This window comes from Mesorhizobium sp. 113-3-9, from assembly GCF_016756515.1.
GTDB lineage: Bacteria > Pseudomonadota > Alphaproteobacteria > Rhizobiales > Rhizobiaceae > Mesorhizobium.
Map to the genome: position 1 here is coordinate 3,000,063 of NZ_AP023246.1, position 20,175 is coordinate 3,020,237.

At 63.1% G+C, this 20,175-nt stretch carries 20 protein-coding genes; 3 read left to right on the forward strand and 17 right to left on the reverse strand.

The features are described 5' to 3' along the window. Positions 1-113 precede the first annotated feature (113 nt). Positions 114-1,583 carry a M81 family metallopeptidase gene (locus MesoLj_RS14555; RefSeq protein WP_202326441.1) on the forward strand — a complete coding sequence of 490 codons (1,470 nt, stop codon included), beginning with the start codon at positions 114-116 and terminating at the stop codon, positions 1,581-1,583. Here the strand turns inward: MesoLj_RS14555 and MesoLj_RS14560 are convergent. The 6 genes from MesoLj_RS14560 to MesoLj_RS14585 all read right to left on the reverse strand — a co-directional run bounded on the left by MesoLj_RS14560 (position 1,580) and on the right by MesoLj_RS14585 (position 7,840). Further along, entirely contained in the window at positions 1,580-2,590 is a 1,011-nt protein-coding gene (locus tag MesoLj_RS14560; RefSeq protein WP_202326442.1) for an ABC transporter ATP-binding protein, read from the reverse strand. The two genes, MesoLj_RS14555 and MesoLj_RS14560, sit on opposite strands and share 4 nt — an antisense overlap. Further along, positions 2,587-3,582 carry an ABC transporter ATP-binding protein gene (locus tag MesoLj_RS14565; RefSeq protein ID WP_202326443.1) on the reverse strand — a complete coding sequence of 332 codons (996 nt, stop codon included), beginning with the start codon at positions 3,580-3,582 and terminating at the stop codon, positions 2,587-2,589. Before MesoLj_RS14565 ends, MesoLj_RS14560 begins: the two co-directional genes overlap by 4 nt. Beyond that, positions 3,579-4,463, reverse strand: a complete 885-nt coding sequence (ddpC, locus tag MesoLj_RS14570) for a D,D-dipeptide ABC transporter permease (protein WP_202326444.1) — start codon at positions 4,461-4,463, stop codon at positions 3,579-3,581. Before ddpC ends, MesoLj_RS14565 begins: the two co-directional genes overlap by 4 nt. After that, positions 4,463-5,479, reverse strand: a complete 1,017-nt coding sequence (locus MesoLj_RS14575) for an ABC transporter permease (protein ID WP_202326445.1) — start codon at positions 5,477-5,479, stop codon at positions 4,463-4,465. Before MesoLj_RS14575 ends, ddpC begins: the two co-directional genes overlap by 1 nt. 17 nt (positions 5,480-5,496) lie before the next feature. After that, complete coding sequence (locus tag MesoLj_RS14580) at positions 5,497-7,044, reverse strand: ABC transporter substrate-binding protein (protein WP_202326446.1); 1,548 nt, start codon at positions 7,042-7,044, stop codon at positions 5,497-5,499. A 127-nt stretch (positions 7,045-7,171) separates the two neighbouring features. Beyond that, on the reverse strand, positions 7,172-7,840 hold the full coding sequence (locus tag MesoLj_RS14585) for a helix-turn-helix domain-containing protein (protein ID WP_202326447.1): 669 nt from the start codon (positions 7,838-7,840) through the stop codon (positions 7,172-7,174). Between the two features lie 144 nt (positions 7,841-7,984). Here MesoLj_RS14585 and MesoLj_RS14590 point away from each other — a divergent pair, with 144 nt between their 5' ends. Further along, positions 7,985-9,112, forward strand: a complete 1,128-nt coding sequence (locus MesoLj_RS14590; RefSeq protein WP_202326448.1) for an NAD(P)/FAD-dependent oxidoreductase — start codon at positions 7,985-7,987, stop codon at positions 9,110-9,112. Positions 9,113-9,195: 83 nt separating this feature from the next. Further along, positions 9,196-10,134, forward strand: a complete 939-nt coding sequence (locus MesoLj_RS14595; RefSeq protein ID WP_244735419.1) for a D-cysteine desulfhydrase — start codon at positions 9,196-9,198, stop codon at positions 10,132-10,134. A 42-nt stretch (positions 10,135-10,176) separates the two neighbouring features. On the opposite strand, the gene MesoLj_RS14600 is transcribed toward MesoLj_RS14595, so the two are convergent. From MesoLj_RS14600 to MesoLj_RS14650, 11 genes are all read right to left on the reverse strand, one after another. Then, positions 10,177-10,713 (reverse strand): hypothetical protein, encoded by a 537-nt coding sequence (locus tag MesoLj_RS14600; RefSeq protein WP_202326450.1) that lies wholly within the window; start codon positions 10,711-10,713, stop codon positions 10,177-10,179. A gap of 125 nt (positions 10,714-10,838) precedes the next feature. Beyond that, complete coding sequence (locus tag MesoLj_RS14605; RefSeq protein WP_202326451.1) at positions 10,839-11,633, reverse strand: SDR family oxidoreductase; 795 nt, start codon at positions 11,631-11,633, stop codon at positions 10,839-10,841. 2 nt (positions 11,634-11,635) lie between these two features. Further along, on the reverse strand, positions 11,636-12,523 hold the full coding sequence (gene lsrF / locus MesoLj_RS14610; protein WP_140774305.1) for a 3-hydroxy-5-phosphonooxypentane-2,4-dione thiolase: 888 nt from the start codon (positions 12,521-12,523) through the stop codon (positions 11,636-11,638). 30 nt (positions 12,524-12,553) lie between these two features. Further along, positions 12,554-13,189: a dihydroxyacetone kinase subunit DhaL gene (dhaL, locus tag MesoLj_RS14615; protein ID WP_202326452.1), complete on the reverse strand. Its 636-nt coding sequence runs from the start codon at positions 13,187-13,189 to the stop codon at positions 12,554-12,556. A gap of 5 nt (positions 13,190-13,194) precedes the next feature. Further along, positions 13,195-14,148: a dihydroxyacetone kinase subunit DhaK gene (locus MesoLj_RS14620; protein ID WP_202327296.1), complete on the reverse strand. Its 954-nt coding sequence runs from the start codon at positions 14,146-14,148 to the stop codon at positions 13,195-13,197. A 43-nt stretch (positions 14,149-14,191) separates the two neighbouring features. Beyond that, positions 14,192-14,395 (reverse strand): hypothetical protein, encoded by a 204-nt coding sequence (locus tag MesoLj_RS14625; RefSeq protein WP_056570758.1) that lies wholly within the window; start codon positions 14,393-14,395, stop codon positions 14,192-14,194. Beyond that, positions 14,395-15,501 carry an ABC transporter ATP-binding protein gene (locus tag MesoLj_RS14630; RefSeq protein ID WP_202326453.1) on the reverse strand — a complete coding sequence of 369 codons (1,107 nt, stop codon included), beginning with the start codon at positions 15,499-15,501 and terminating at the stop codon, positions 14,395-14,397. The genes MesoLj_RS14625 and MesoLj_RS14630 overlap by 1 nt, the downstream gene beginning before the upstream one ends. Next, the gene (locus MesoLj_RS14635) at positions 15,498-16,586 is read right to left on the reverse strand and encodes an ABC transporter ATP-binding protein (protein WP_140774302.1); all 1,089 of its coding nucleotides are present in this window, start codon (positions 16,584-16,586) and stop codon (positions 15,498-15,500) included. The genes MesoLj_RS14630 and MesoLj_RS14635 overlap by 4 nt, the downstream gene beginning before the upstream one ends. Further along, a complete protein-coding gene (locus MesoLj_RS14640; RefSeq protein ID WP_202326454.1) occupies positions 16,586-17,536 on the reverse strand; it encodes a carbohydrate ABC transporter permease in 951 nt (316 codons plus the stop codon). Before MesoLj_RS14640 ends, MesoLj_RS14635 begins: the two co-directional genes overlap by 1 nt. Before the next feature lie 4 nt (positions 17,537-17,540). Beyond that, the gene (locus tag MesoLj_RS14645; protein WP_202326455.1) at positions 17,541-18,413 is read right to left on the reverse strand and encodes a carbohydrate ABC transporter permease; all 873 of its coding nucleotides are present in this window, start codon (positions 18,411-18,413) and stop codon (positions 17,541-17,543) included. A 103-nt stretch (positions 18,414-18,516) separates the two neighbouring features. Beyond that, the gene (locus tag MesoLj_RS14650; RefSeq protein WP_202326456.1) at positions 18,517-19,926 is read right to left on the reverse strand and encodes an ABC transporter substrate-binding protein; all 1,410 of its coding nucleotides are present in this window, start codon (positions 19,924-19,926) and stop codon (positions 18,517-18,519) included. Between the last annotated feature and the right edge of the window lie 249 nt (positions 19,927-20,175).

Consider the following 20,175-nt stretch of genomic DNA (forward strand, 5'->3'; position numbering starts at 1 on the left):
TGAATGCGGCTTGGCGCAGCTGTTACATGGTCCAGGTGCTTGCGGAAATTATATAATAGTTTGATGATGAGAAAAGTTTTTTCTTAAACGAAAGACGAGTTGAGGGCGAAAGAATGCGCATTTTCATAGCGGGCATGGACACCGAGACCAACACGTTCGCGCCTATCCCGACCGGCTACCATAGTTTCGAGGAAATGGGCATCGCGCGGGGCGACGCCACCTCCAAGGCTTTGAATGAGCCGTCCTGTCAGCTGTTCGTGTGGCGTCAGCGCGGCGAAGCCGACGGCCACGAGATCGTGGAAAGCCTGTGCGTTTGCGCCGAGCCCGGAGGCATAACCATCCGCAATGTCTACGAACAGTTCCGCGACGAGATCCTCGACGAGCTCAAGGCCGCCATGCCGGTCGACTGCGTGCTTCTGGCGCTGCATGGCGCTTTCGTCGCGGAAGGCTATGACGATACCGAGGGTGATCTTCTCGCGCATGTCAGAGCTGTCGTCGGACCCGACATCCCGATCGGGGCGGAGCTCGATCTGCACTGCCACACAACCCAGAAGATGGTCGACAACGCCACCGCCATCGTCGCCTACAAGGAATATCCTCACACCGACATCATGGACCGGGCCGGCGAGCTCTACCGCATTATCGTCGACGCGGTGGAGGGCAAGGTCAGGCCGGTGATGGCGCTTTACGACTGCCGCATGATCAGCACCTTCCGGGTGCAGGAGCAGCCGATGCGCGGCTTCGTTGACGGGATGACTGCCGCCGAAGCCGAGCCTGGCATATTGTCGGTGTCGCTCGGACATGGCTTTCCGCATGGCGACGTCGAGGATGTCGGAGCCCGCATGCTGGTCGTCACCGACAGTGACAAGCCGCTTGCCGAGCGGACCGCCGAAAGGTTCGGCAAGCAGCTTTTCGCCTTGCGCAACGACCTGATTCCGAAATTCCTGGGCATCGACGAGGCGCTCGATATCGCGCTCGCCGAGCCGCATGGGCCGGTCGTCATCGCCGATGTTTCGGACAATGCCGGCGGCGGCGCACCGGGGGACTCCACCTACATCCTGCGCCGGCTGATCGAGCGCGGCATCGGGAACGTGGCCAGCGCCATGTACTGGGACCCGATCGCCTATCGCTTCTGCGTCGAGGCCGGGATCGGCGGTACCATAGACCTGCGGGTCGGCGGCAAGTGTGGCGTGTTCTCGGGTATGCCTGTCGACCTGCGCGTTACAGTAAAGGGCCTCGGCCGCGAACTGACGCAGCTGTTCGGCACCATGCCCTGGCCGCTCGGGGATGCGGCATGGGTCACCACCGACGGCGGCATCGACCTGATCATCAACACGGTACGCACGCAGGTCTTCCATCCCGATTGCATGACCGCGCTCGGTCTCAATCCAAGCGAGCGACGCATCGTCATCGTCAAATCCAACTACCATTTCCAGGCTGGTTTCGCGCCGATCGCCAAGCGCATCCTGTTCTGCGCCCCGCCCGGTGCGACGCAGCCCAACTTCGCCGCGATCCCCTACACAAAGCTCAAGACGCCCTATTGGCCGAAAGTGGAAGACCCATTCGCGGCCGACGCGGCTTAAGCAATCGCATCATTCGGGGAGGAAAACACCGGTCGCGGCGCCGTGCGCGGTAACGCCGCGTCGTTTGCGCGCGTGACCAGATGACAGCGGACTGTTCGCGATCCGTCGGCGGCTACCAGAACCTGCGGCAGTTCGCAGCCGGTGGTCGCGGAAGGGCAGCGCTCCCGGAAGAAGCAGCCGGTCGGCAGCGTCCGGTTGCTCGGCAATTCGCCGGCGCGCGGTGCGATCGAGTTCAGTGGACGATCGAAACTCGGAACGGCATCGAGGAGCGTCCTGGTATAGGGATGCCTGGGAGCGTCAAGCACGTCGAGCGTCGGGCCTTCTTCGACGATCTGGCCGAGATACATGACGGCGACACGATCGGCCACGTGGCGCACCAGCGACACGTCATGCGAGATGAGCACATAGGATAGTTTGCGCTCCGCCTGCAGCGACAGCAGCAGATTGACGATCTGCGCCTGCACCGACACGTCCAGCGCCGAGGTCGGCTCATCGAGGACCAGCAGCGCCGGTTCGACGGCGAGCGCCCTGGCAATCGCGATGCGCTGGCGCTGGCCGCCCGAGAACTCATGCGGATAGCGATCGACATGCTCCGGCCGCAAGCCGACCGAGACGGCCAGTTCGGTTGCGCGCTCGATCAGTTGCTTGCGGGTGTAGCCGCCGCGAATGTGCAGAGGTTCGGTGATCAGGCGCCAGACCGGAAGACGCGGATCGAGCGACGATTGGGGGTCCTGGAAGATGATCTGCAACTGGGTGCGCCGTGCGCGGTCCCGTTCGGTTCCCCTGAGTTTGATCGCACCCGCGGAAATGTCGGTCAGGCCGAGAATCGCCTGTCCAAGCGTGGTTTTTCCGCAGCCGGATTCCCCGACAATGCCGATGGTCTCGCCTTCGGCGACGCTGAACGACACGCCGTTGACGGCATGGACGTCGGCGCCACCGAACCAGCCCGAGGTGACGCGGTAGCGGACTTCCAGGTCTTCGACGGAGAGGAGCGGAGGCTCGGTCACGCGGCTTGCGTCTCCTCGATACGGCGCCAGCAGGCGGCGCGGCGGGTGGGCTCCATGGCAGCCAGCGGCGGCACCGAGACGCAACGGTCATCCGCCTCGCGGCAGCGCGCCCGAAAGAGGCAGCCGGCGGGCGGGTCAAGCAGGTCGGGCAAGGTACCGGGGATCTGTTCCAGGGGCTGCTTGGGTGGGGCCAGTCCCGGCAGGCAGCGTATCAAGGCGCGCGTGTAGGGATGGGCTGGCGCCGCCAGCACAGACGCGGTCGTTCCGGCTTCCGCGACCCGTCCCGCATAAAGCACGTAGAGCCGGTCGCAAAGCTGCGACACCACGGCCATGTCATGCGATATGAAGACAACGGCCGTTCCGGTGCTCATCGCCTTGTGCTTGATGAGGCCCAGGATCAGCGCCTGCACCGTCACATCGAGTGCCGTCGTCGGCTCGTCGGCGATGATGAGCTTGGGTTCGCAGGAAAAGGCCATGGCAATCAGCACGCGCTGCCGCATGCCTCCGGAAAGCTCGAACGGATAGGCCTGCATGATCCGCTCCGGCTCGCTGATCAGCATGTCGCGCAGCAGGCCCGAGGCTTTGCTCGTCGCTGCCGCGTTGTCGAGGCGCTGGTGACGGCGGATAACCTCGACGATCTGCTCGCCGATCCGTCGGGTCGGGTTGAGGGCATTCATCGGCTCCTGGAAGATGGTCGACACCTGCCGCCCGCGCACATGCTGGAGTTCGCGCTCGCTGAGCTTCATCGGATCGCTGCCGAACAGACGGATGCCGCCGCCGGTGATGTGCGCGCTTCCCTTGGGCAAAAGCCGCGTCGCCGCCATCATGGTCACCGATTTGCCGCATCCGGATTCTCCCACGATGCCGACGATCTCGCCGGCACGGACATTGAGGCTGACCCCGTTCAGCGCCTTGATCGGCCCGCGATAGGTACGGAACTCGAGCGAAAGGTCGGTGATTTCGAGCAGGACATCGCCGGAGGGTTCGATCATCGGCCACCCAGCCTTGGATCTAACATGTCGCGTAATCCGTCACCCAGCAGGTTGAAACCCATCGCGCTGATCAAAATGGCCAGGCCGGGAAAGGTGATATACCACCACTGGTCGAGGAAATAGTTGCGCCCGCTCGACACCATGGAGCCCCATTCAGACGTTGGTGGCTGGGCGCCGAGGCCGATGAAGCTCAAGGCCGCGGCCGTCAGGATGGTGCCGCCAAGGTCCAGCGTTGCCTGAACGATGATGGGTGACAGGGCGTTGGGCAGTATGTGCCAGCGCAGCATGTAGGCAGGCGAAGCCCCGAAGCTGCGCGATGCCTTCACATAGGTGCGGTTGCGCAGCGACAGCGTCTGCCCACGCGCCAGCCGCACATAGGCGGGCACCCGCACCACGGCGACGGCCAGCATGGCGTTGAACAGGCTCGGTCCCAACGCGGCAGCCAGCGCCATGGCGAGGATGAGTGCAGGCAGCGCCAGGAAGACATCCATCAGCCGCATGATCGCCGTATCGACGATGCCGCCGACAACGCCGGACAGGCAGCCGATGATCGAGCCGATGACGGTCGAGATGATGACGATGGCAAAGGCGATGCCGCAGGACGCGCGCGCGCCGAAGAGCACCCGCGAAAACAGATCGCGCCCAACCTCATCGGTGCCGAAGAGGTGCTGCAGGCTGGGCGCGGCAAGCCTTGCCGAAAGCGAGATCTTGTCGGGCGGGTAGGGCGCCAGCAGGGGGGCGGCCACGATCACAAACAGAACCAGCAGCGCGATCGCGGCGCCGACCAGGGTGAGGGGGCTTCCCTTCACGCGATACCATAGCCGTCCCATGCGAAGCCGCGATGCCGGCCGGGGCGATGTGGCGATGCCATCCGCCGCCATCAGCCGAGTTCCCTGATCTGTGGGTCGAGCACCATGTAGGTCAGATCGACCGCGAGATTGATCAGCACGTAGCCCAGCGAAGCGACAATGGTGAAGCCCATGATCGCGGGAAAATCCAGCGTCTGGATCGATGACACCACATAACTCCCCATGCCTGGCCACGCGAAGATCGTTTCGGTCAGCACCGCGCCGTAGAGCAGATCACCGAAGGCGAGGCCAAGCAGCGTCACCGACGGGATCAGGGCATTGGGCAAGGCGTGCCGCAGGATGACCGCCGACCGCGACAAACCGTTCGCACGCGCGGTGCGCACATAATCCTCCTGCAGGACGTCCAGCATCGAGGCCCGGATCTGGCGCGTGATGATGCCGAGATTGGCGAAGGCCAGGACAAAGGCCGGCAGGATGAGGTGATAGAGCGACGACCAGAAGGCTTTCAGGTCGCCGGCGACAAGCGAGTCGACCAGGAAGAAGCCGGTGATGCGCGGCGGCGCGGCGATGCCAAGCGTGATGCGGCCGCTGCCCGGCAGGATCGGTATCTTGACATAGAACAGGAGGATGAGCGCCAGCCCGAACCAGAATACCGGCATTGAAATGCCGGCGACCGATACGACACGGGCTGCCTGATCGACCGGTCCGTCCTTGTAGATCGCCGAAAGCACGCCGAGCGGCACGCCAATCATGATCGCCATCACCAGCGCGGCGATGCCGAGCTCAAGCGTGGCGGGCAGGAACAGGGCAATATCGCCGGCCACCGGGCGCCGTGTCCGCAAGGACTGGCCGAGATCGCCCGACAGGAGCTGCTTGACGTAGATGACGAACTGCTGGGTAACGGGTTTGTCCAGGCCAAGCTCTTGCCGCACATGCGCCAATGTCTGGGCTGAAGCCTTGTCCCCCGCGATCAGCTGCGCCGGATCGCCGGGGATCAAATGCGAAATCGTGAAGGTGATGATCGCGACACCAGCCACGACGAACACCAGCAAGACGAGGCGCCGAAGGATCGTTGAAATTAGCGACATACCTTCGGCGCCGATTTCTATTCGGACTTGGACATATCGGCGATGTTGTAGACCTGGATCAGCATCGGATTGTAAACGTACCCTTTCACCGAGGATCGCATGGCGAAGATGTCGTTCTTCTGGAACAGAAGGACGTATGGCGCATCCTCGTTGGTGATTTTCTGCGCGTCGATATAGAGCTGCTCACGCTTCTTCTGGTCGACGGTCGCGAGCGCCTGGGTGATCAAATCGGTCACTTTCGGGTTTTCATAGAAGGCCCGGTTGCCGGGTGCGCCCATCTTGGTCGGGTCGAACCAGATGTTCATGAACATGAACGGATCGGCGAAATCGGGGGTCCAGGCGCCGGTCGCGATGTCGTAGTCGCCCTTGGCGACCAGCTCGCGCTTGGTCGTGTCGGCGACATTCTTCATATCCATGGTGACGCCGATTTCGGCGAGCGAAGCCTGCAGCGCAAGACCCACCGGCTCCCAGGCTGAGTCAGCCTGCGAATAGGTGAAGCTGATGTGCAGATTGGAGACGCCGGCTTCGGCAAGCAACTGCTTGGCCTTCTCCAGATCGTAGCTGTACTGCATGCCCTGCGGGTCATGGCCCCACATGCCGTCCGGGACAGCCCCGCGCATCTGTTCGGCCTGGCCCTGCATGACGCCATCGACCAGCCCCTTGTAGTCGGCTGCATAGGATATGGCCTGACGGACCTTCGGATTGTCGAACGGCGCTTTCTTGTTGTTCAAATAGAGATAGACGACATAGAGGCTGGGATTGCTCTCGATGGTCACCCCCGCGCTCGATTTCATGGCCTCGGCCTGGTCGACCGGAACCTGGTCGATCAGGTCGGCGTCTCCGTTCTCCAGTTGCAAGCGACGCGATGACATCTCGCGTACGATCTTGAAGATGACCTGCTTGAAAGCCGGCTTCTTGCCGGCATAGTGAGGGTTGGGATCGAGCGTGATCTGCTGGTTGCGCTCCCAGGCCGAGATCTTGAAAGCGCCGCTGCCGGCGGTGTGCTCGGCGAGCCAGGCTTTCGCGTCGTCGCCGTTGACCGCGTGCTCTTGCGCCTTCGGATTGATGATCGACCCGGCCGACGTGGCGAGCGCCGACAGGAACGGTGCGAATGGCGCCGACAGTTCGAACTTCACGGTCTGCGGGTCGACAATGACGACGTCCTTGACGGTCGGGAACATGTCGCCCGGGCCAGCCGCCAGCTTCTTTACGCGGTCGAACGAATATTTGACCGCGGCGGCATCGACCGGCGAACCATCGTCGAACATGTGTCCCGACGCCAGCTTGAATGTCCAGCTGAGGTTGTCGGGCGCGGTGGTCCAGCTCTCGGCAAGCTCCGGAATGACCTCGGTCTTGGCGCCGTCGTATTTCACCAGGCGCTCGTAGGCCGGAAAGATCAGCGTATAGCCGTTGTTGGAGACCTCGACGCCGGGGTCAGCCGTGGGCGGATCCTCGGACTTGTCGATAACCAGGACATCCTTTTCGGTGGCCCAACTCGGTCCTGCAAAGGTCAAGGCTGTCAAAGCGGCAAATGCCGCAAAAGTCGGCAGGCGACGTAACAACATGATGCGCTCCCCTCGAGCTTGTGTTTTGCATCTCTCACGGGATCACCGAGGGATGCCTTTCGCACACGCTAACACCCGCATTTCGGATGGCAAGCCGATTTTTCTGATAGGAAAGCGATTTTTCTAATTAGCCAAGTGTCATTTCCGCGTCGACAGTCTCGCGCTCGTCATGAGGGCGCACGCCCTTGGCGCCGCTGATGAGGGTCTGCTCCGACTGGCCGGATGCCGACGTGCACACGCACAGGATCCGGGCCGGCGTGTCGCCGACGCTGACATAGGCGTGCCCCATTGTGCTCTCGAAGTAGACCGACTCTCCTGTCTTCAGCCTCAGCGTTTCGTACACGTCGGTGTGCAGCTCGACTTCGCCCTCGAGAACATAGGTGAATTCCTGGCCGGGATGACGGATGAGCTCGCCAAACGTTTCGATGCTTTGCTGGGTGATTGCCCCCAGCATGGGGATCATTTCCTTGCGCGACAGCTCCGTGCACAGAAAGCGATAGACGTAGTTGGGGGTCTCGACGATCCGCCCGTCCTCAAGCCGGCTGACGGCACGCGCGCCGTGCGCGATGGGAGAGACGCTGGCCTTTCTCACGCCGAAGAGCTCGGTTATGTCGACCTTGAGCCCCTGGGCAAGCTGCAGCAGCTTGTCATAGGTGAGCGACATCTGGTTGTTCTCGACCTTCGACAGGGTGGAGATGGCGAGCCCCGACATCTGGGCGACCTGCGTCAGCGTCCAGCCCCGTTCCCGGCGCAGCAGTTTGAGGCATTCTCCCAGACTTGGCTTCGAATCGCTCATGGCGGACCCTTTTTACATTGGCCGCAGTCTAGGGTTGAGACCGAACAAAGTCGACTCGCAAGCGACGCGGCCTTTATCATAGGAAAGATGTTTGACCGATCGGAAATATTCTGCTTGGCTGCCGGCGCTTGCGCGAGGGAGGCTATGCAGGACGTTCTTATCATCGGCGGCGGCATGGCTGGCGCTTCGGCGGCGTTCTTTCTTGCGCCCGGCCGACAGGTGACCGTGCTTGAAGCCGAAGCCCATTGCGGCATGCACACAACGGGACGGTCCGCCGCTCTCTTCATCGAGGGTTACGGGAACGCCGCCATCCGCGCCTTTACGCGCGCCAGCCGGCAGTTCTTCCTTGAGCCGCCGTCCGGCTTCTGCGACGTACCCTTGCTGACGCCTCGCGGCGCCATGTTGATCGGCACGGCGGCGCAGAGACCCGGGCTGGAGGCGCTGTTTGCCGAAAGGGTCACGGAATCGGCAACAGCCATGGAATGGCTCGACCCCGACGCTTGCCGATCGGTCATTCCAATCCTGCGACCTGAGTACGAGGCGAGCGCGTTCCTCGACCGTTCGGCGATGGACATCGATGTCGACGCTCTTCACCAGGGTTTTTTGCGGGGCGCACGCCGTCAGGGCGCGCGGATCGCCACCAATGCCCGGGTCGAGGCGATCGAGCGGGTTGGTGGCAGATGGATTGTGACGACCACGGCCGGCGTCTTCGAGGCGCCTATCCTTGTCGACGCGGCGGGCGCATGGGCCGACCAGGTGGCCGCGATGGCAGGAGCCACGCCGCTTGGCCTGGTCCCGAAACGGCGAACGGCAATGCTTGTCGAAACGCCGCCCGGCATCAACGCCAGCGACTGGCCGGGCGTGATCGATGTCGACGAGATGTTCTATTTCAAGCCATCCTCGGGAATGCTGCTGCTTTCACCAGCCGACGAGACGCCGAGCGAACCGTGCGACGCACAGGCCGAAGAGATCGATATCGCCATCGCGGTCGATCGCGTTCAACAGGCCGCCGCGCTGCCGGTAACGCATGTTTCGCGCAGTTGGGCGGGGCTGCGGTCGTTCTTTGCGGACAAGACGCCGGCGGTTGGTTGGGACACCCACGTCGAGGGCTTCTTCTGGCTGGCCGGACAAGGCGGCTACGGCATCCAGACCGGACCCGCGCTCGGCCAACTGACCGCGGCGCTCGTGACCGGTAGCGACCTGCCCATGCCATTTCCTGGCGAAGGCGCTGATCCCAGCCTGTTGTCGCCGGCCCGCTTTCATGCACCGTGACCTGAATGACTGTTGAGGCGCCCATGTTGCCGGATACGATCCCTCGATCACGCTTCTGTCACACGCCCACGCCGCTGGAGCCGATGGCTGCGCTGTCGCGCCACCTTGGCGGACCCAACCTCTTCGTCAAGCGCGACGACTGCACGGGTATGGCGCTCGGCGGCAACAAGACGCGCAAGCTCGAATTTCTCGTTGCCGAGGCCATGGCTTCCGGTGCCGACACACTGGTGACGGCCGGCGGCGTACAGTCAAACCATTGCCGTCAGACCGCCGCGGTCGCGGCGCGGCACGGATTGCGCTGCGAACTTATTTTGTCACGCAACGTCGCGCGCAACACGCCGGGCTACGACCGCACCGGAAATGTTCTGCTCGACCGGATGTTCGGGGCCGAACTGCACTTCGTCTCCGGCGATTCGATCCCAGCGATCGAACTTGAACGTGTTGCCGAGGACATCCGGGAGCGCGGCGGAAGGCCTTTCGTCATGCCCATCGGCGGCTCGACCGCGACCGGAGCGCTTGGCTATGTCGGCTGCGCCGAGGAGCTTGTTCGACAAAGCAGCGACAGCAGCTTGACGGTCGATGCGATCGTCCACTGTACCGGCAGCGGTGCCACGCAGGCCGGCCTTCTCGTTGGCCTCGCTGTCCTGGGGCATCAGGCGCCCGTGGTCGGCATCAGCTCGGCGGAACCGAGCGATGTGATCGAGGCGCGCGTGCACGAATTGTGCGGCGAGACGGCCACCAAGCTCGGAGCTTCCGTCGTGATAGAGCGAGAGCAGGTGGAAGTTCTCGACGGGTATGTGGGACCAGGCTACGGACTGCCGACTGAAGCCATGCGCGAAGCCATGGACCTGTGCGCAAGGCTGGAGGCGTTGCTCCTCGATCCGGTCTACACCGGAAAGGCCATGGCCGGCCTGATCGATCTTGTGAGAACGGGACGCTTCTCTGCCGGTCAGAACGTGGTCTTCGTTCATACGGGTGGCGTACCCGGCCTGTTTGCCTATGAAGACGTGCTGAGCCCATGACCGACCGGGAGCTCGTTGCTTCGCCTGGGCTGTGACGGCACGCTACGACGTCTCGTTGCCACCCAAGAAGGCCGCACGGTCACGGTCGATGCGGCCAGCCTTGGCAAGTTCGGCAAGCAGCTTGGTTGCCGCCTCGAGGTAGCTGGCGCTTATCTGCTCTGCCATCGGCAGCGCGCACCAGGCGCTCAGTTCCGCGATCAGGGCGTAGCTGCCTCCGTCGACTGGCGCTGAAGCAAGTCCTCCGTCCCTGTCCATGACGACCGCGACGACGCCGTCCGCCCCGTAACCGATTGCCGCGATCCGTTGAATGCCAGGATCGCCTTCGACGCGAACGTCGAACAACACGGAGCCGTCCGTCTTCTGCGCAATGTCGCCCACACGATCAGAGAACGGGCGATTCAAACCCCCGGTATCGGCCAGCGACTGCTCAAGTAAAACGAGATCAACGTACTGCGCCCCCATCCTCGTGACTATGGACGCGTCCGTGCAATCGGCAATCCCTCCCTTCAGCCTTTCACACAGGAAAACCATGGGACCCGGCCACGCCAGCAAGCGCGTCCACACCGCTGCAACCGCCATCAGGCCACGACTATCGGTCCGTTGGAAAGCAGCGTCGCCTCCGCGGCCTTATCGTGCCGATCCCCCTATCGTCGCTCAGCGCCTCCGACCTTGGCAATGCGCCCTAGCTATTGGAAGCTGCAATGCTATCGCAGCGATGTCGCCATTACGCCGCCGTCGACAGTGAGGACGGCCGCGTTGACCTTGTCCATCTGGGCCAGATGCAGGAATGCGTTGGCGATATCGCTTGCCGTTACCTCTACTCCGAGCAGATTGCCGGCCATGTATTCGTGCGGAGTCATCCCTCGCGCGCTGGCGCGCTCAACGATCATCTGATCGGTCATCAGGCCGGAGCGGATACGCCCGGCATTGATGCCATTGGCGCGGATCCCCTCGCGGCCATGGTCGACCGCATATTGCTTCATCAAGGCCAGCGTCGCGGCCTTGGGTATGCCGTACGGACCGAAATCCTTCCCCGGATTGACGGACTGGTTGGAGATGTTGAACAGGATCGCGCCGCCCCTGCCTTGGCGTCGAAAGATCTGTATCGCCGCCTGGCACGCGTTCTGGTGGCCGAAGAAGTTCAGTTCGAAGCTTCGCCGCAACTCCTCCATCGGCAGGTCGCCGATCGCGCCTTGCTGGGCGGAGCCGGCATTGGAGACGAGGATATCGAGGCCGCCCAGCTCATCCGCCGCCAGGTCGAGCACGCGCTTCACCGACGCCGCATCCGTCACGTCGCACCGGTATGGCCGGCAGCCATATTCGGCGGCGAGCGAGCCGAGTGCGGCATCGTTGATGTCCAGCGTCGCGACAGCGGCACCCGCCTGGGCAAAGACGCGCGCAATCTCGCGGCCTATCCCGCTCGCCGCGCCGGTTACAGCCACGACCTTGCCCTGCATCGGCTTGAGGGCCACGTCGCGTGATGCCTCATCGAGGGTCATCGTCAAGCTGCCTCTGCCGTTTCCAGGTCGCGGAACATGGCATAGGCCTTGTCCGCCTTCTCACCGCGATGAACGATGGCGGCGAGCGCCTTGAGCATGGCGACGGGGTTCGACGACTGGAAGACGTTGCGGCCCATGTCCACGCCGGCCGCGCCCTGGTCGATCGCCAGCCACGCCATCTGAAGCGCCTCGCGCTCCGGCAGCTTCTTGCCGCCGGCAATCACGATCGGCACCGGACAGCCAAGCACGATGCGCTCGAAGCCCTCGTCGACATAGTAGGATTTCACGAATTGAGCTCCGAGCTCAGCCGCTATGCGCGTCGCCAGGCCGAAATAGCGGGCATCGCGCACCATGTCCTTGCCGACGCCGGTAACCGCCATCGTGGGAATGCCATAGCGTGTGCCGGTGTCGATGAGCTTGACGACGTTGGAAATGGATTTGTGCTCGTATTCGGCACCGACATAGACCTGGGCGGCCATGGCCACCGCGCCGAGGCGGATCGCATCGTCGATGTCGACCGCCACCAGTTCGTTGGACAATTCCGTCAGGATCGAGTTGCCGCCCGAGCAACGCAGCACCACGGGCTTGTTGACCTCCGGCTGTATCGTGGCGCGCAAGCCGCCGCGCGTGCACATCAGCACATCGGCGTGTTGGGCAAGCGGCGCGATCGTAAGGTCCATCCGCTCAAGGCCGGTCGTCGGACCCTGGAAATAGCCATGGTCGAAGGCGAGCATGACTGTCCTGCCACTGTCGGGATTGAAGATGCGCGACAGCCTCGCCTTCATGCCCCAGTCGTGATGCGCCGCTCCCTTGAGGTAGAAGCGGCTGGTGTCGGCGGGACGGTCCCGGCCCCAGTCCTTGCCGTCCTTGATGTCGTCGAGATCAGCCATGTCGAAGTCCTTTTCCCGTAGCCGGCAGGGTCAAGCCCTGGCCGTGAAGTCCTGCATTGCCTTTAGAATGAGCGAAACCGAGATCGCGCCCGGATCCGGGTAGCCAATGCTGCGCTCGCCAACCGAGCGCGCCTTTCCCGTCGTCGCTATCATTGCCTTGCTGGCCTCGACCCCATCCAGCGCGCCCTGGGTGGCGGCCGCCGTCGCGGCGGCGAGGCCCTTGCCAACGGCGGCGCGCGCGGCCCGCGCGGCCGGGGCAAGCGCGTCGACCATGGTCTTCTGACCCTCGGTCACGCCGCCGCGCTTCAGCACCGCCGCAAGGCCTTCTTCCAGCGCCGTCGCGAACGAGGCGTCGTCGATGACATCGGATGCCGCGAAGGCCTTGGAGCCGGCGCGAAACAGCGTGCCGAACACAGCGCCCGCCGCACCGCCGGTATTGGACAGGATGGCGGTGCCGACCGCCTTATAGGCGGCTTCGGCACTTTCGGCGGCGCCGGCGTCGAGCGCCTCGAGCGCGGCCTCGAAGCCGCGGCGCATGCCGACGCCATGGTCGCCATCGCCGATGGTCAAATCGGCCTCGGTCAGCACGTCGGTCTGGTCGATCAGGGATTGCGCGACGGAGCGCATCATCTCGCGCGTAGCGTTGGCATCGAGCGTTTCGATCATCGCCGTTACATCCTTGAATAGCCGAGCGATTCCGCCGGCATGTCGAGATAGTGTTTCAACTCGTCGTCGAGCTTCATCAGCGTCACCGAGAAACCGGCCATTTCCTGCACGGTCAGCCATGTGCCGACATCGGTGCGGTGGACCGAGATGCCTTCGCGCTCCAGGATCGCACGGATGCGCCGGTTGACGATCAGCATCTCCATCATGGTGGTGGCGCCGAGATTGTTGATCATCAAGGCAACTTCGTCGCCCCTGGCGAACGGCAGATCGGCGAGGATCTTGTCCATGAGCTCGTCGGCGATCGCATCGGCCGATTTCAGCTTCTGGCGCGCGATGCCGGCTTCGCCATGGGCTCCCATGCCGACCTCGATCTCGTCGTCCCCGAGTTCGAAGGTCAGCTTGCCGGTCTCCGGGATCGATCCCGCCGAGACCGCCACGCCCATGCTGCGCACCCAACCCTGTGCCTTGCGCGCGACGCGTTCGACCTCGTCGAGCGTGCCAAGCTCGCTGGCTGCGCCGCCCGCCACCTTGATCATGTAGATGTCGCCCGCGATGCCGCGGCGGTCGTGCATCCGTTCCGGCGGCGCTGCCGCGACATCGTCGCAGACGCGCACGGTGCGGACCTCGATGCCGTCGTCCTCCAGCAGTTCCACGGCCATGTCGAAATTCATGTTGTCGCCGGCATAGTTGCCGTAGAGAAACAGGACGCCCTTGCCGCGATGCACCGCCTTGGCCGCGGCCGCGATCACATCGGGCGAGGGCGCGGCAAAGACGTTGCCGCAGGCGGCGCCGTCACCCATGTTCTTGCCGACGAAGCCATGGAAAAGCGGCTCGTGACCGGAGCCTCCGCCGATGAGCAGCGCCACCTTGCCGTCCGGGATGTCCTTGCGGATCAGCGCCGGCTTGCCGTTGAGCTTGTAGACACGGCCGTCATTGGCAAGCGCCAGGCCCTCGATCATTTCTGGTACGACGCGCTTGACGTCGTTAAGGATTTTCTTCGGATTAGCCACGGTCTTCCTCCTCGGTTTCCGGCCGCCCGTCGGGCACGTGATCCAGGATCATGAAAAGCACAACCCCGGCAAGCAGCACCGGGAAACCGATGACGAAAAGCCTGTGCGTGAAGGGCTGGCAGAGCATGGCGAAGCCGCCAAGGATCAGCACGCTTGCCAGGCGATAAAACCATTTCTTGCTGAACAACGGACCCATCAGCGGGAACCCTGCGCCTGGGAGATGCGGCGTCCGCCGGCTGCGTCGAACAGGAAGCCGCGGCCTTCCGGAATGCGGAATGAACAGGCATCGCCCTGCGTGAAGCGCATCGACACCGGAACGACCTTGCGGAATGAACCGCCTGATGTCTCGACCTGGATGGCGCGCTCGAAGCCGCGATTGTCCACGGCATAGATCGTGCCCGTGCTGGCGCCGGCGGCATCGGCGGAGCCGACCTCGATGTCCTCCGGCCAGACGCCCAGCAGCACCTTGCCGCTCCCGCTGGCGACCGTGCCGAACTCGCCGATCGGGATGCGCTGCCGCGCACCCTTGACGATGACATGGCCGTCCTCGATGCCGGCCTCGAAGAAGGCCATCGAAGGGCTGCCGACCAATCGGCCGACGACGACATTGGCCGGAAGCCGGTATATGTCCTCTATCGTGCCCGCCTGCTGGATGACACCGCCGTCGATAATGCCGATCCGGTCGGCGATGGCGATGGCGCCATGATAGTCGTGCGTGGCGTAAAGCATCGTCGAGCGATGCTGGCGGTGGATCTGGCGCAGTTCCGCGCGCAAGCCCTCGCGCAATTTGAGATCGAGCGCCGACAGCGGCTCATCGAGCAGGAACATCACCGGGCGGCGTACAAGCGCGCGGGCGATGGCGACACGTTGACGTTCGCCGCCCGACAGCGTGTCCACGTCGCGATCGAGCAGATGAGAAATGCGCAGCAGTTCCGCGGTGCGGCCGACGCGAAGGCTGATTTCGCCTTCGGATTCGCGGAATGCCGGCGAGCGCAACGCAAAGGCAATGTTGTCCTTTACGTCGAGCACCGGCAGAAGGTTGAAGCCCTCGAACACGATGGCGATGTCGCGGCTGCCCGGGTCGGAGTCGGTCACATCGCGCCCGGCAAGGTCGACGCGCCCGGCATCGAGATCGATCAGGCCGGCGGAGGCGAGCAGCGTCGAGCTCTTGCCGGCGCCGGTCGGTCCGAGGAGCGCGAATATCTCGTTGTCATTGACGGTGAGGTCAAGGCCGCGAAGCGCCGTCTTTCCGCGATAGGCCTTCTTCAGTCCCTTCAGTTGGAGCATTGGCTTGGGGGTCATGCCGCGACCTCCGCGTCGACACGCCGGCCGGTGGCGGCATCGAAAAACAGCAGGCCATCCGGATCGAAATGCACGCGCATCACGGAGCCCGATGGCGACCGGCGCTTGTCGACACCCTGGTGGATCGTGTCGCCGATGCGGAACGAGAAGAAGCGTTCGCGGCCGATGGAAAAGACATCGTCCACCGCGATCGCGACGCCGGCGGCCGGGTCGTCGGTCAGGTGCACGTTCAGCGGGCGCACGCCGAGCTTCAACGGCCGCTTCGACGACAGAGCCCAGTCCGGAAGCCGGTCGCGCGCGGCGGTCAGCGTGACGTCGCTGTCGCCCAGCCGCAGGCCGCCCTCGACAGGCGCGAGGTCGATGAGGTTCATCGACGGCGAGCCGATGAACTGGCCGGCGAAGATGTCGACCGGTTCGAAGAACATGCGGTCAGGGTTCGAGACCTGGACGATGCGGCTGTTGTTCATGAGCACGATGCGGTCGGCGAGCGACATGGCCTCGCGCTGGTCGTGCGTGACATAGATCGTGGTGACGCCGAGCTGGCGCTGCAGATGCCCGAGCTCCCAGCGCATTTCTTCACGAAACTGCTCGTCGATCGCCGACAGCGGCTCGTCGAGCAGCAGGACAGCCGGATCGCGGATGACGGCACGCGCAAGCGCCACTTTCTGTCTTGCGCCGGGTGGCAGCGCGCCGGGATAGCGGGCTAGCTCGTCGCCGAGCTTGAAGATGTCGGTGACCCAGTCGAGCTTGCGTGCGATCTCGGCCCTCGCGACGCCACGCGCCTTCAGCGGAAAGACGATGTTTTCCTTGATGCTGAGATGCGGGTAGAGCGAAACGAACTGGAACACCATGGCGATGTTGCGCTCGCTGGCGCTCAGATCGTTGACGGCCGCACCGTCGAACAGCACGTCGCCGCTGGTTGCCTTCACCAAGCCCGCGATGCAGCGCAGGGTCGTCGTCTTGCCGCAGCCCGAAGGCCCGAGATAGACGACGAACTCGCCGTTCTTCACGGTCAGGCTGACGTCGTCCACCGCCTTGAAGGCGCCGAACTGGATGCTCAGGTTCCTGAGAGTGATCTCGGCCATCAGTACTTCTCGCCCATCTTGGTCAGGTGCCGGACAAGGATCATCGACAGTCCGATAATTATGACCAGAAGAATGACGGCGAGCGCCGACGCTTCCCCGGTGTAGAAATAGCTGAATGCCGTCTTGGCCACCGAGAAGGATACGGTCTCCGTGCTCGATCCCGGACCGCCGCCTGTCAGCGCGACGAAAAGGTCGTACTGCTTGAAGCTGTCGATCAGGCGCAGGATCAGCGCGATGAACAGCACAGGCGCCGACATCGGCAGCGTGATGCGGAAGAAACGATAGGCCGGGCTGGCGCCGTCCACCTCGGCCGCCTCGTAAATGGTCTCGGGAATGCCGCGGAAGGCAGCGGTCGCCAGAAGCACGATGAAGGGCGTCCACATCCAGGTGTCGGCGGCGGCCGCCGCCCACAGCGCCGGGCTGGTCTGGCCAAGCCAGTCGACCTTGCTGAATCCGACCGACGACACCAGGAAATTGATGACGCCCCACTCCGAATTCAGCATGTAGCGCCACAGGAAGCCCACCACGACCGGCGACAGCATCATCGGCATCATCAGCATGGTGAAGATGACGTCGCGGCCACGGAAGTTCTTCTGCAACTGGTAGCCGACGAAAATGCCGATCAGCATCTGCAGCGTGACGCAGATGAAGACGAACTTGCCGGTGAAGATGAAGCGGTCCCAGAGATCGGGATCCGAAAGCAGGAACTTGTAGTTGTTGAAGCCGACCGGCTTCATCGTGCCTTGGCGCAAGGCCGAGAAATTGAAGAACGAATAATAGATCAGCGAGAAGATCGGATAGGCGACCATGAATATCAGGATCGCCAGCGTCGGCGACAGGAAGCCGAAGATTATCATGCGGCCGGAGGAGCGCTTGCGCAGTTGCGTCTGCCGCGCCGCGTGGGCGGCGGCCTGCGTTTCGGGTGCAAGAGGCGTGTTGGTGGCAGTCATTGGTCTACCTCCTTCCCAGCACGCCGAAGGTCATCCCCATCAGCAGATGTTTGCGGATGAGATAAAAGAAGATCAGCACAGGAATGATGAGGACGACGCCGGCCGCGCATATCTGTGTCCACTCGATGCCGGTTGCGCCGGAAGCGGCCGAAATCTTGACGGGCAGGGTCTTGGCCTGGGTGGTCGTCAGAATGGATGCGAAGGCGAACTCGTTCCAGGCGAAAATGAAGCAGAAGCCGGCGGTGGCGGCGATGCCGCCCTTCACCATTGGCAGCACCAGTTTGAGGAATGCGTACATGCGCGTGTAGCCGTTGACGATGGCGATCTGCTCGACCTCCTTCGGCACGCCGTCGAAGAAACCCTTCATGATCCAGGTAGCCAGGCCGACATTGGCGAAGATCGAGACAAGGACCAGACCGGTTCGCGTGTCGGCGAGCCCGAGCCGCGCGAACATCAGATGGTAGAAGACGAGAACCGCGACCGGCGGCAGCATGCGGGTCGAGAGGACGAAGAACATGAAGTCGCCCTTGCCGATGAAATTGAAGCGCGAGCAGACATAGCCGGCCAGCGTCCCGAAGAAGACGGCGAGCGACGTGCCGGCGACAGAGACGATGATGCTGTTGATCAACGAGTCGAGGACCCCGACCGCCGAAGCGCTGTCCTTGGCCGCACCGATGCCGAAGACCGCCTGGTAGCCGCTGAAGTCCGGCGTGAAGAGCAGTTTCGGCGGCATGGTGAAGAAATCCATGCGGCTCTTGAACGAAGACAAAAGCAGCCAGAAAATCGGGCCGACATTGTAGACCGTGTAGATGGCGAGCAATCCCAGCACCAGCCATCTGCCGGCAAGGTCCATCGTCGATGTCTTGGAATGCGTCATGACGACCTGTCTTCGAGCCGGCGCGGTGCGGGCTCTGCTGCATGGGACGGGGATGAGAAAGGGCACGCGGAAGACGCTCCGCGTGCCCTTCGGGTCAAGGCGGTTATTCGACGGGAACGACCGCGTCGACGCCAACCGGCGATATGACCTCGTCCGGCACTTCCGGGGTCTTGTCGCCACGCTTGATCTCGTATCCGGCGCGTTGGAGCGTGCGCTCGTTCTTTTCCGCGGCGTCCGAAAGGGCCTGCTGCACCGTCTTGGCGCCGGTGGCGGCGTTTGAGATCTCCTGCTGCAGCTCGTCGAGCAGCACCGGATATTCAGGCAGGTGCCAATAGTCGTTCAGATATTGCAGCGCGGTGGAGAACTGCCGGTTGTAGGAATTCAACCCCTGCCAATCCGGGCTTTCCAGCACCTGCTTCAGGCCGGTCTGGCAGACGGCGGCATAGCGCTTCTGCTGCTCGGGCTGAAAATACCATTCCATGAACTTGGTCAGCTCGGGCAGTTTCTTGGAGTACTTGTTGATGCCCATGCCCTGGCCGCCGACCGAGAACTGGCGACGGAACTTCTTGTCGCGGCCGATGGCGCCCGGCAGAACCCCAAATGCGATCTTGTCGGCGAATTTGCTGACCTTGGGATCGACATTGGATCCGTTGAAATAGAACCACTGCATCGCCATGGCGACCTGGCCTTGCTGGATCGCGGTGTTGACCTCGTCGAAGCCCCAGTTGGTCGATCCGGGCGGACCATACTTGAACATATCGACATAGGCCTGCACCCCATCCACCGAAGCCGGCGAGTCGAGGTAGCCCTTCACTTCCATCGTCTCAGGATTGTAGAGCTCGCCGCCGAACGACCAGAGGAAGGAGTTGGATGCCGTGGTCGCGAAGTCGTAGTCGCGGCCGCCCATCTGGCCCCAGCCATAGAGCCCCTGCTCGGGACGGGTGAAGAACTCGGCCACCTGCTTGGCGTCCTGATAGGTCTGCGGCACCACCAGGTCCCTGCCGTACTTGGCCTTGAAGGCTTCCTTCTCCTTGGGATCCTCGAACAGGTCCTTGCGGTAGGTCAGGCCATAGGCATCCTGGTTGGCCGGCAGGCCGAAGAACTGCCCGGAGCCATCCGGATACTCGCCATAGCGCGAGAGCGAAGCCGCCGGGAAGATGTCGGCCTTCAGGTAGGTCGACTTCTCGAAGATGTCATTGAGCTTGACGGCGTGCTGGGCAAACTCGGCGGTGGACTGGCTGTCCCACATTGCGAAGTCGAAGGCGTCGCCCTGGATGGCGAATTCGGACGCGATCTTGTCGTGCCATTGCGGGCCGTAGGGGACAAGCGCGGGCACGATCCTTACCGATTTGTCCGGATAATCCTTGGCGATGGTCGTCAGCGCGTCGGCGCAAGTGCCTGCGTGCCAGACGAAAGTCAGATCGGTGGCGCGGGCAGAACCCGCGGTTGCAGCGAGCGCGGCTGCAAGCGCTGCGGCTGACGTCAACAGACGCGTGCGCATGGCCATGTTCATGTTCTCCTCCACTTGTCAGTTCAAGGGGGCAATGGTCGGACCCGACCCTCTCCTAACCCCTGTCCGGAGCCTATGCATGGGCGTTATAAATATCAATAGAAAAGTTACAAACAGTGGTTTTTGATGTTAAATATGGTTGCGCGGTTTGCACGAAACATTTGCTAACACGCCCATTCCTGGGTCGTGCTGCACTGCAAAAAGCCATTTAAATCCATAATTCTGAGGTACTTCGCGCCGAGACCACGGAAT

What these genes read in the sequence shown, in the direction of transcription:
- MesoLj_RS14565 (WP_202326443.1), bottom strand. Translation starts at nt 3,582, where the DNA reads ATGATCGAACCCTCCGGCGATGTCCTGCTCGAAATCACCGACCTTTCG.
- MesoLj_RS14650 (WP_202326456.1), bottom strand. Translation starts at nt 19,926, where the DNA reads ATGAACATGGCCATGCGCACGCGTCTGTTGACGTCAGCCGCAGCGCTT.
- lsrF (WP_140774305.1), bottom strand. Translation starts at nt 12,523, where the DNA reads ATGGCTGATCTCGACGACATCAAGGACGGCAAGGACTGGGGCCGGGAC.
- MesoLj_RS14645 (WP_202326455.1), bottom strand. Translation starts at nt 18,413, where the DNA reads ATGACGCATTCCAAGACATCGACGATGGACCTTGCCGGCAGATGGCTG.
- MesoLj_RS14580 (WP_202326446.1), bottom strand. Translation starts at nt 7,044, where the DNA reads ATGTTGTTACGTCGCCTGCCGACTTTTGCGGCATTTGCCGCTTTGACA.
- MesoLj_RS14620 (WP_202327296.1), bottom strand. Translation starts at nt 14,148, where the DNA reads ATGATCGAGGGCCTGGCGCTTGCCAATGACGGCCGTGTCTACAAGCTC.
- MesoLj_RS14590 (WP_202326448.1), top strand. Translation starts at nt 7,985, where the DNA reads ATGCAGGACGTTCTTATCATCGGCGGCGGCATGGCTGGCGCTTCGGCG.
- MesoLj_RS14600 (WP_202326450.1), bottom strand. Translation starts at nt 10,713, where the DNA reads ATGGCGGTTGCAGCGGTGTGGACGCGCTTGCTGGCGTGGCCGGGTCCC.
- MesoLj_RS14595 (WP_244735419.1), top strand. Translation starts at nt 9,196, where the DNA reads ATGGCTGCGCTGTCGCGCCACCTTGGCGGACCCAACCTCTTCGTCAAG.
- MesoLj_RS14640 (WP_202326454.1), bottom strand. Translation starts at nt 17,536, where the DNA reads ATGACTGCCACCAACACGCCTCTTGCACCCGAAACGCAGGCCGCCGCC.
- MesoLj_RS14630 (WP_202326453.1), bottom strand. Translation starts at nt 15,501, where the DNA reads ATGACCCCCAAGCCAATGCTCCAACTGAAGGGACTGAAGAAGGCCTAT.
- MesoLj_RS14575 (WP_202326445.1), bottom strand. Translation starts at nt 5,479, where the DNA reads ATGTCGCTAATTTCAACGATCCTTCGGCGCCTCGTCTTGCTGGTGTTC.
- MesoLj_RS14625 (WP_056570758.1), bottom strand. Translation starts at nt 14,395, where the DNA reads ATGGGTCCGTTGTTCAGCAAGAAATGGTTTTATCGCCTGGCAAGCGTG.
- dhaL (WP_202326452.1), bottom strand. Translation starts at nt 13,189, where the DNA reads ATGATCGAAACGCTCGATGCCAACGCTACGCGCGAGATGATGCGCTCC.
- MesoLj_RS14635 (WP_140774302.1), bottom strand. Translation starts at nt 16,586, where the DNA reads ATGGCCGAGATCACTCTCAGGAACCTGAGCATCCAGTTCGGCGCCTTC.
- MesoLj_RS14605 (WP_202326451.1), bottom strand. Translation starts at nt 11,633, where the DNA reads ATGACCCTCGATGAGGCATCACGCGACGTGGCCCTCAAGCCGATGCAG.
- ddpC (WP_202326444.1), bottom strand. Translation starts at nt 4,463, where the DNA reads ATGGCGGCGGATGGCATCGCCACATCGCCCCGGCCGGCATCGCGGCTT.
- MesoLj_RS14585 (WP_202326447.1), bottom strand. Translation starts at nt 7,840, where the DNA reads ATGAGCGATTCGAAGCCAAGTCTGGGAGAATGCCTCAAACTGCTGCGC.
- MesoLj_RS14555 (WP_202326441.1), top strand. Translation starts at nt 114, where the DNA reads ATGCGCATTTTCATAGCGGGCATGGACACCGAGACCAACACGTTCGCG.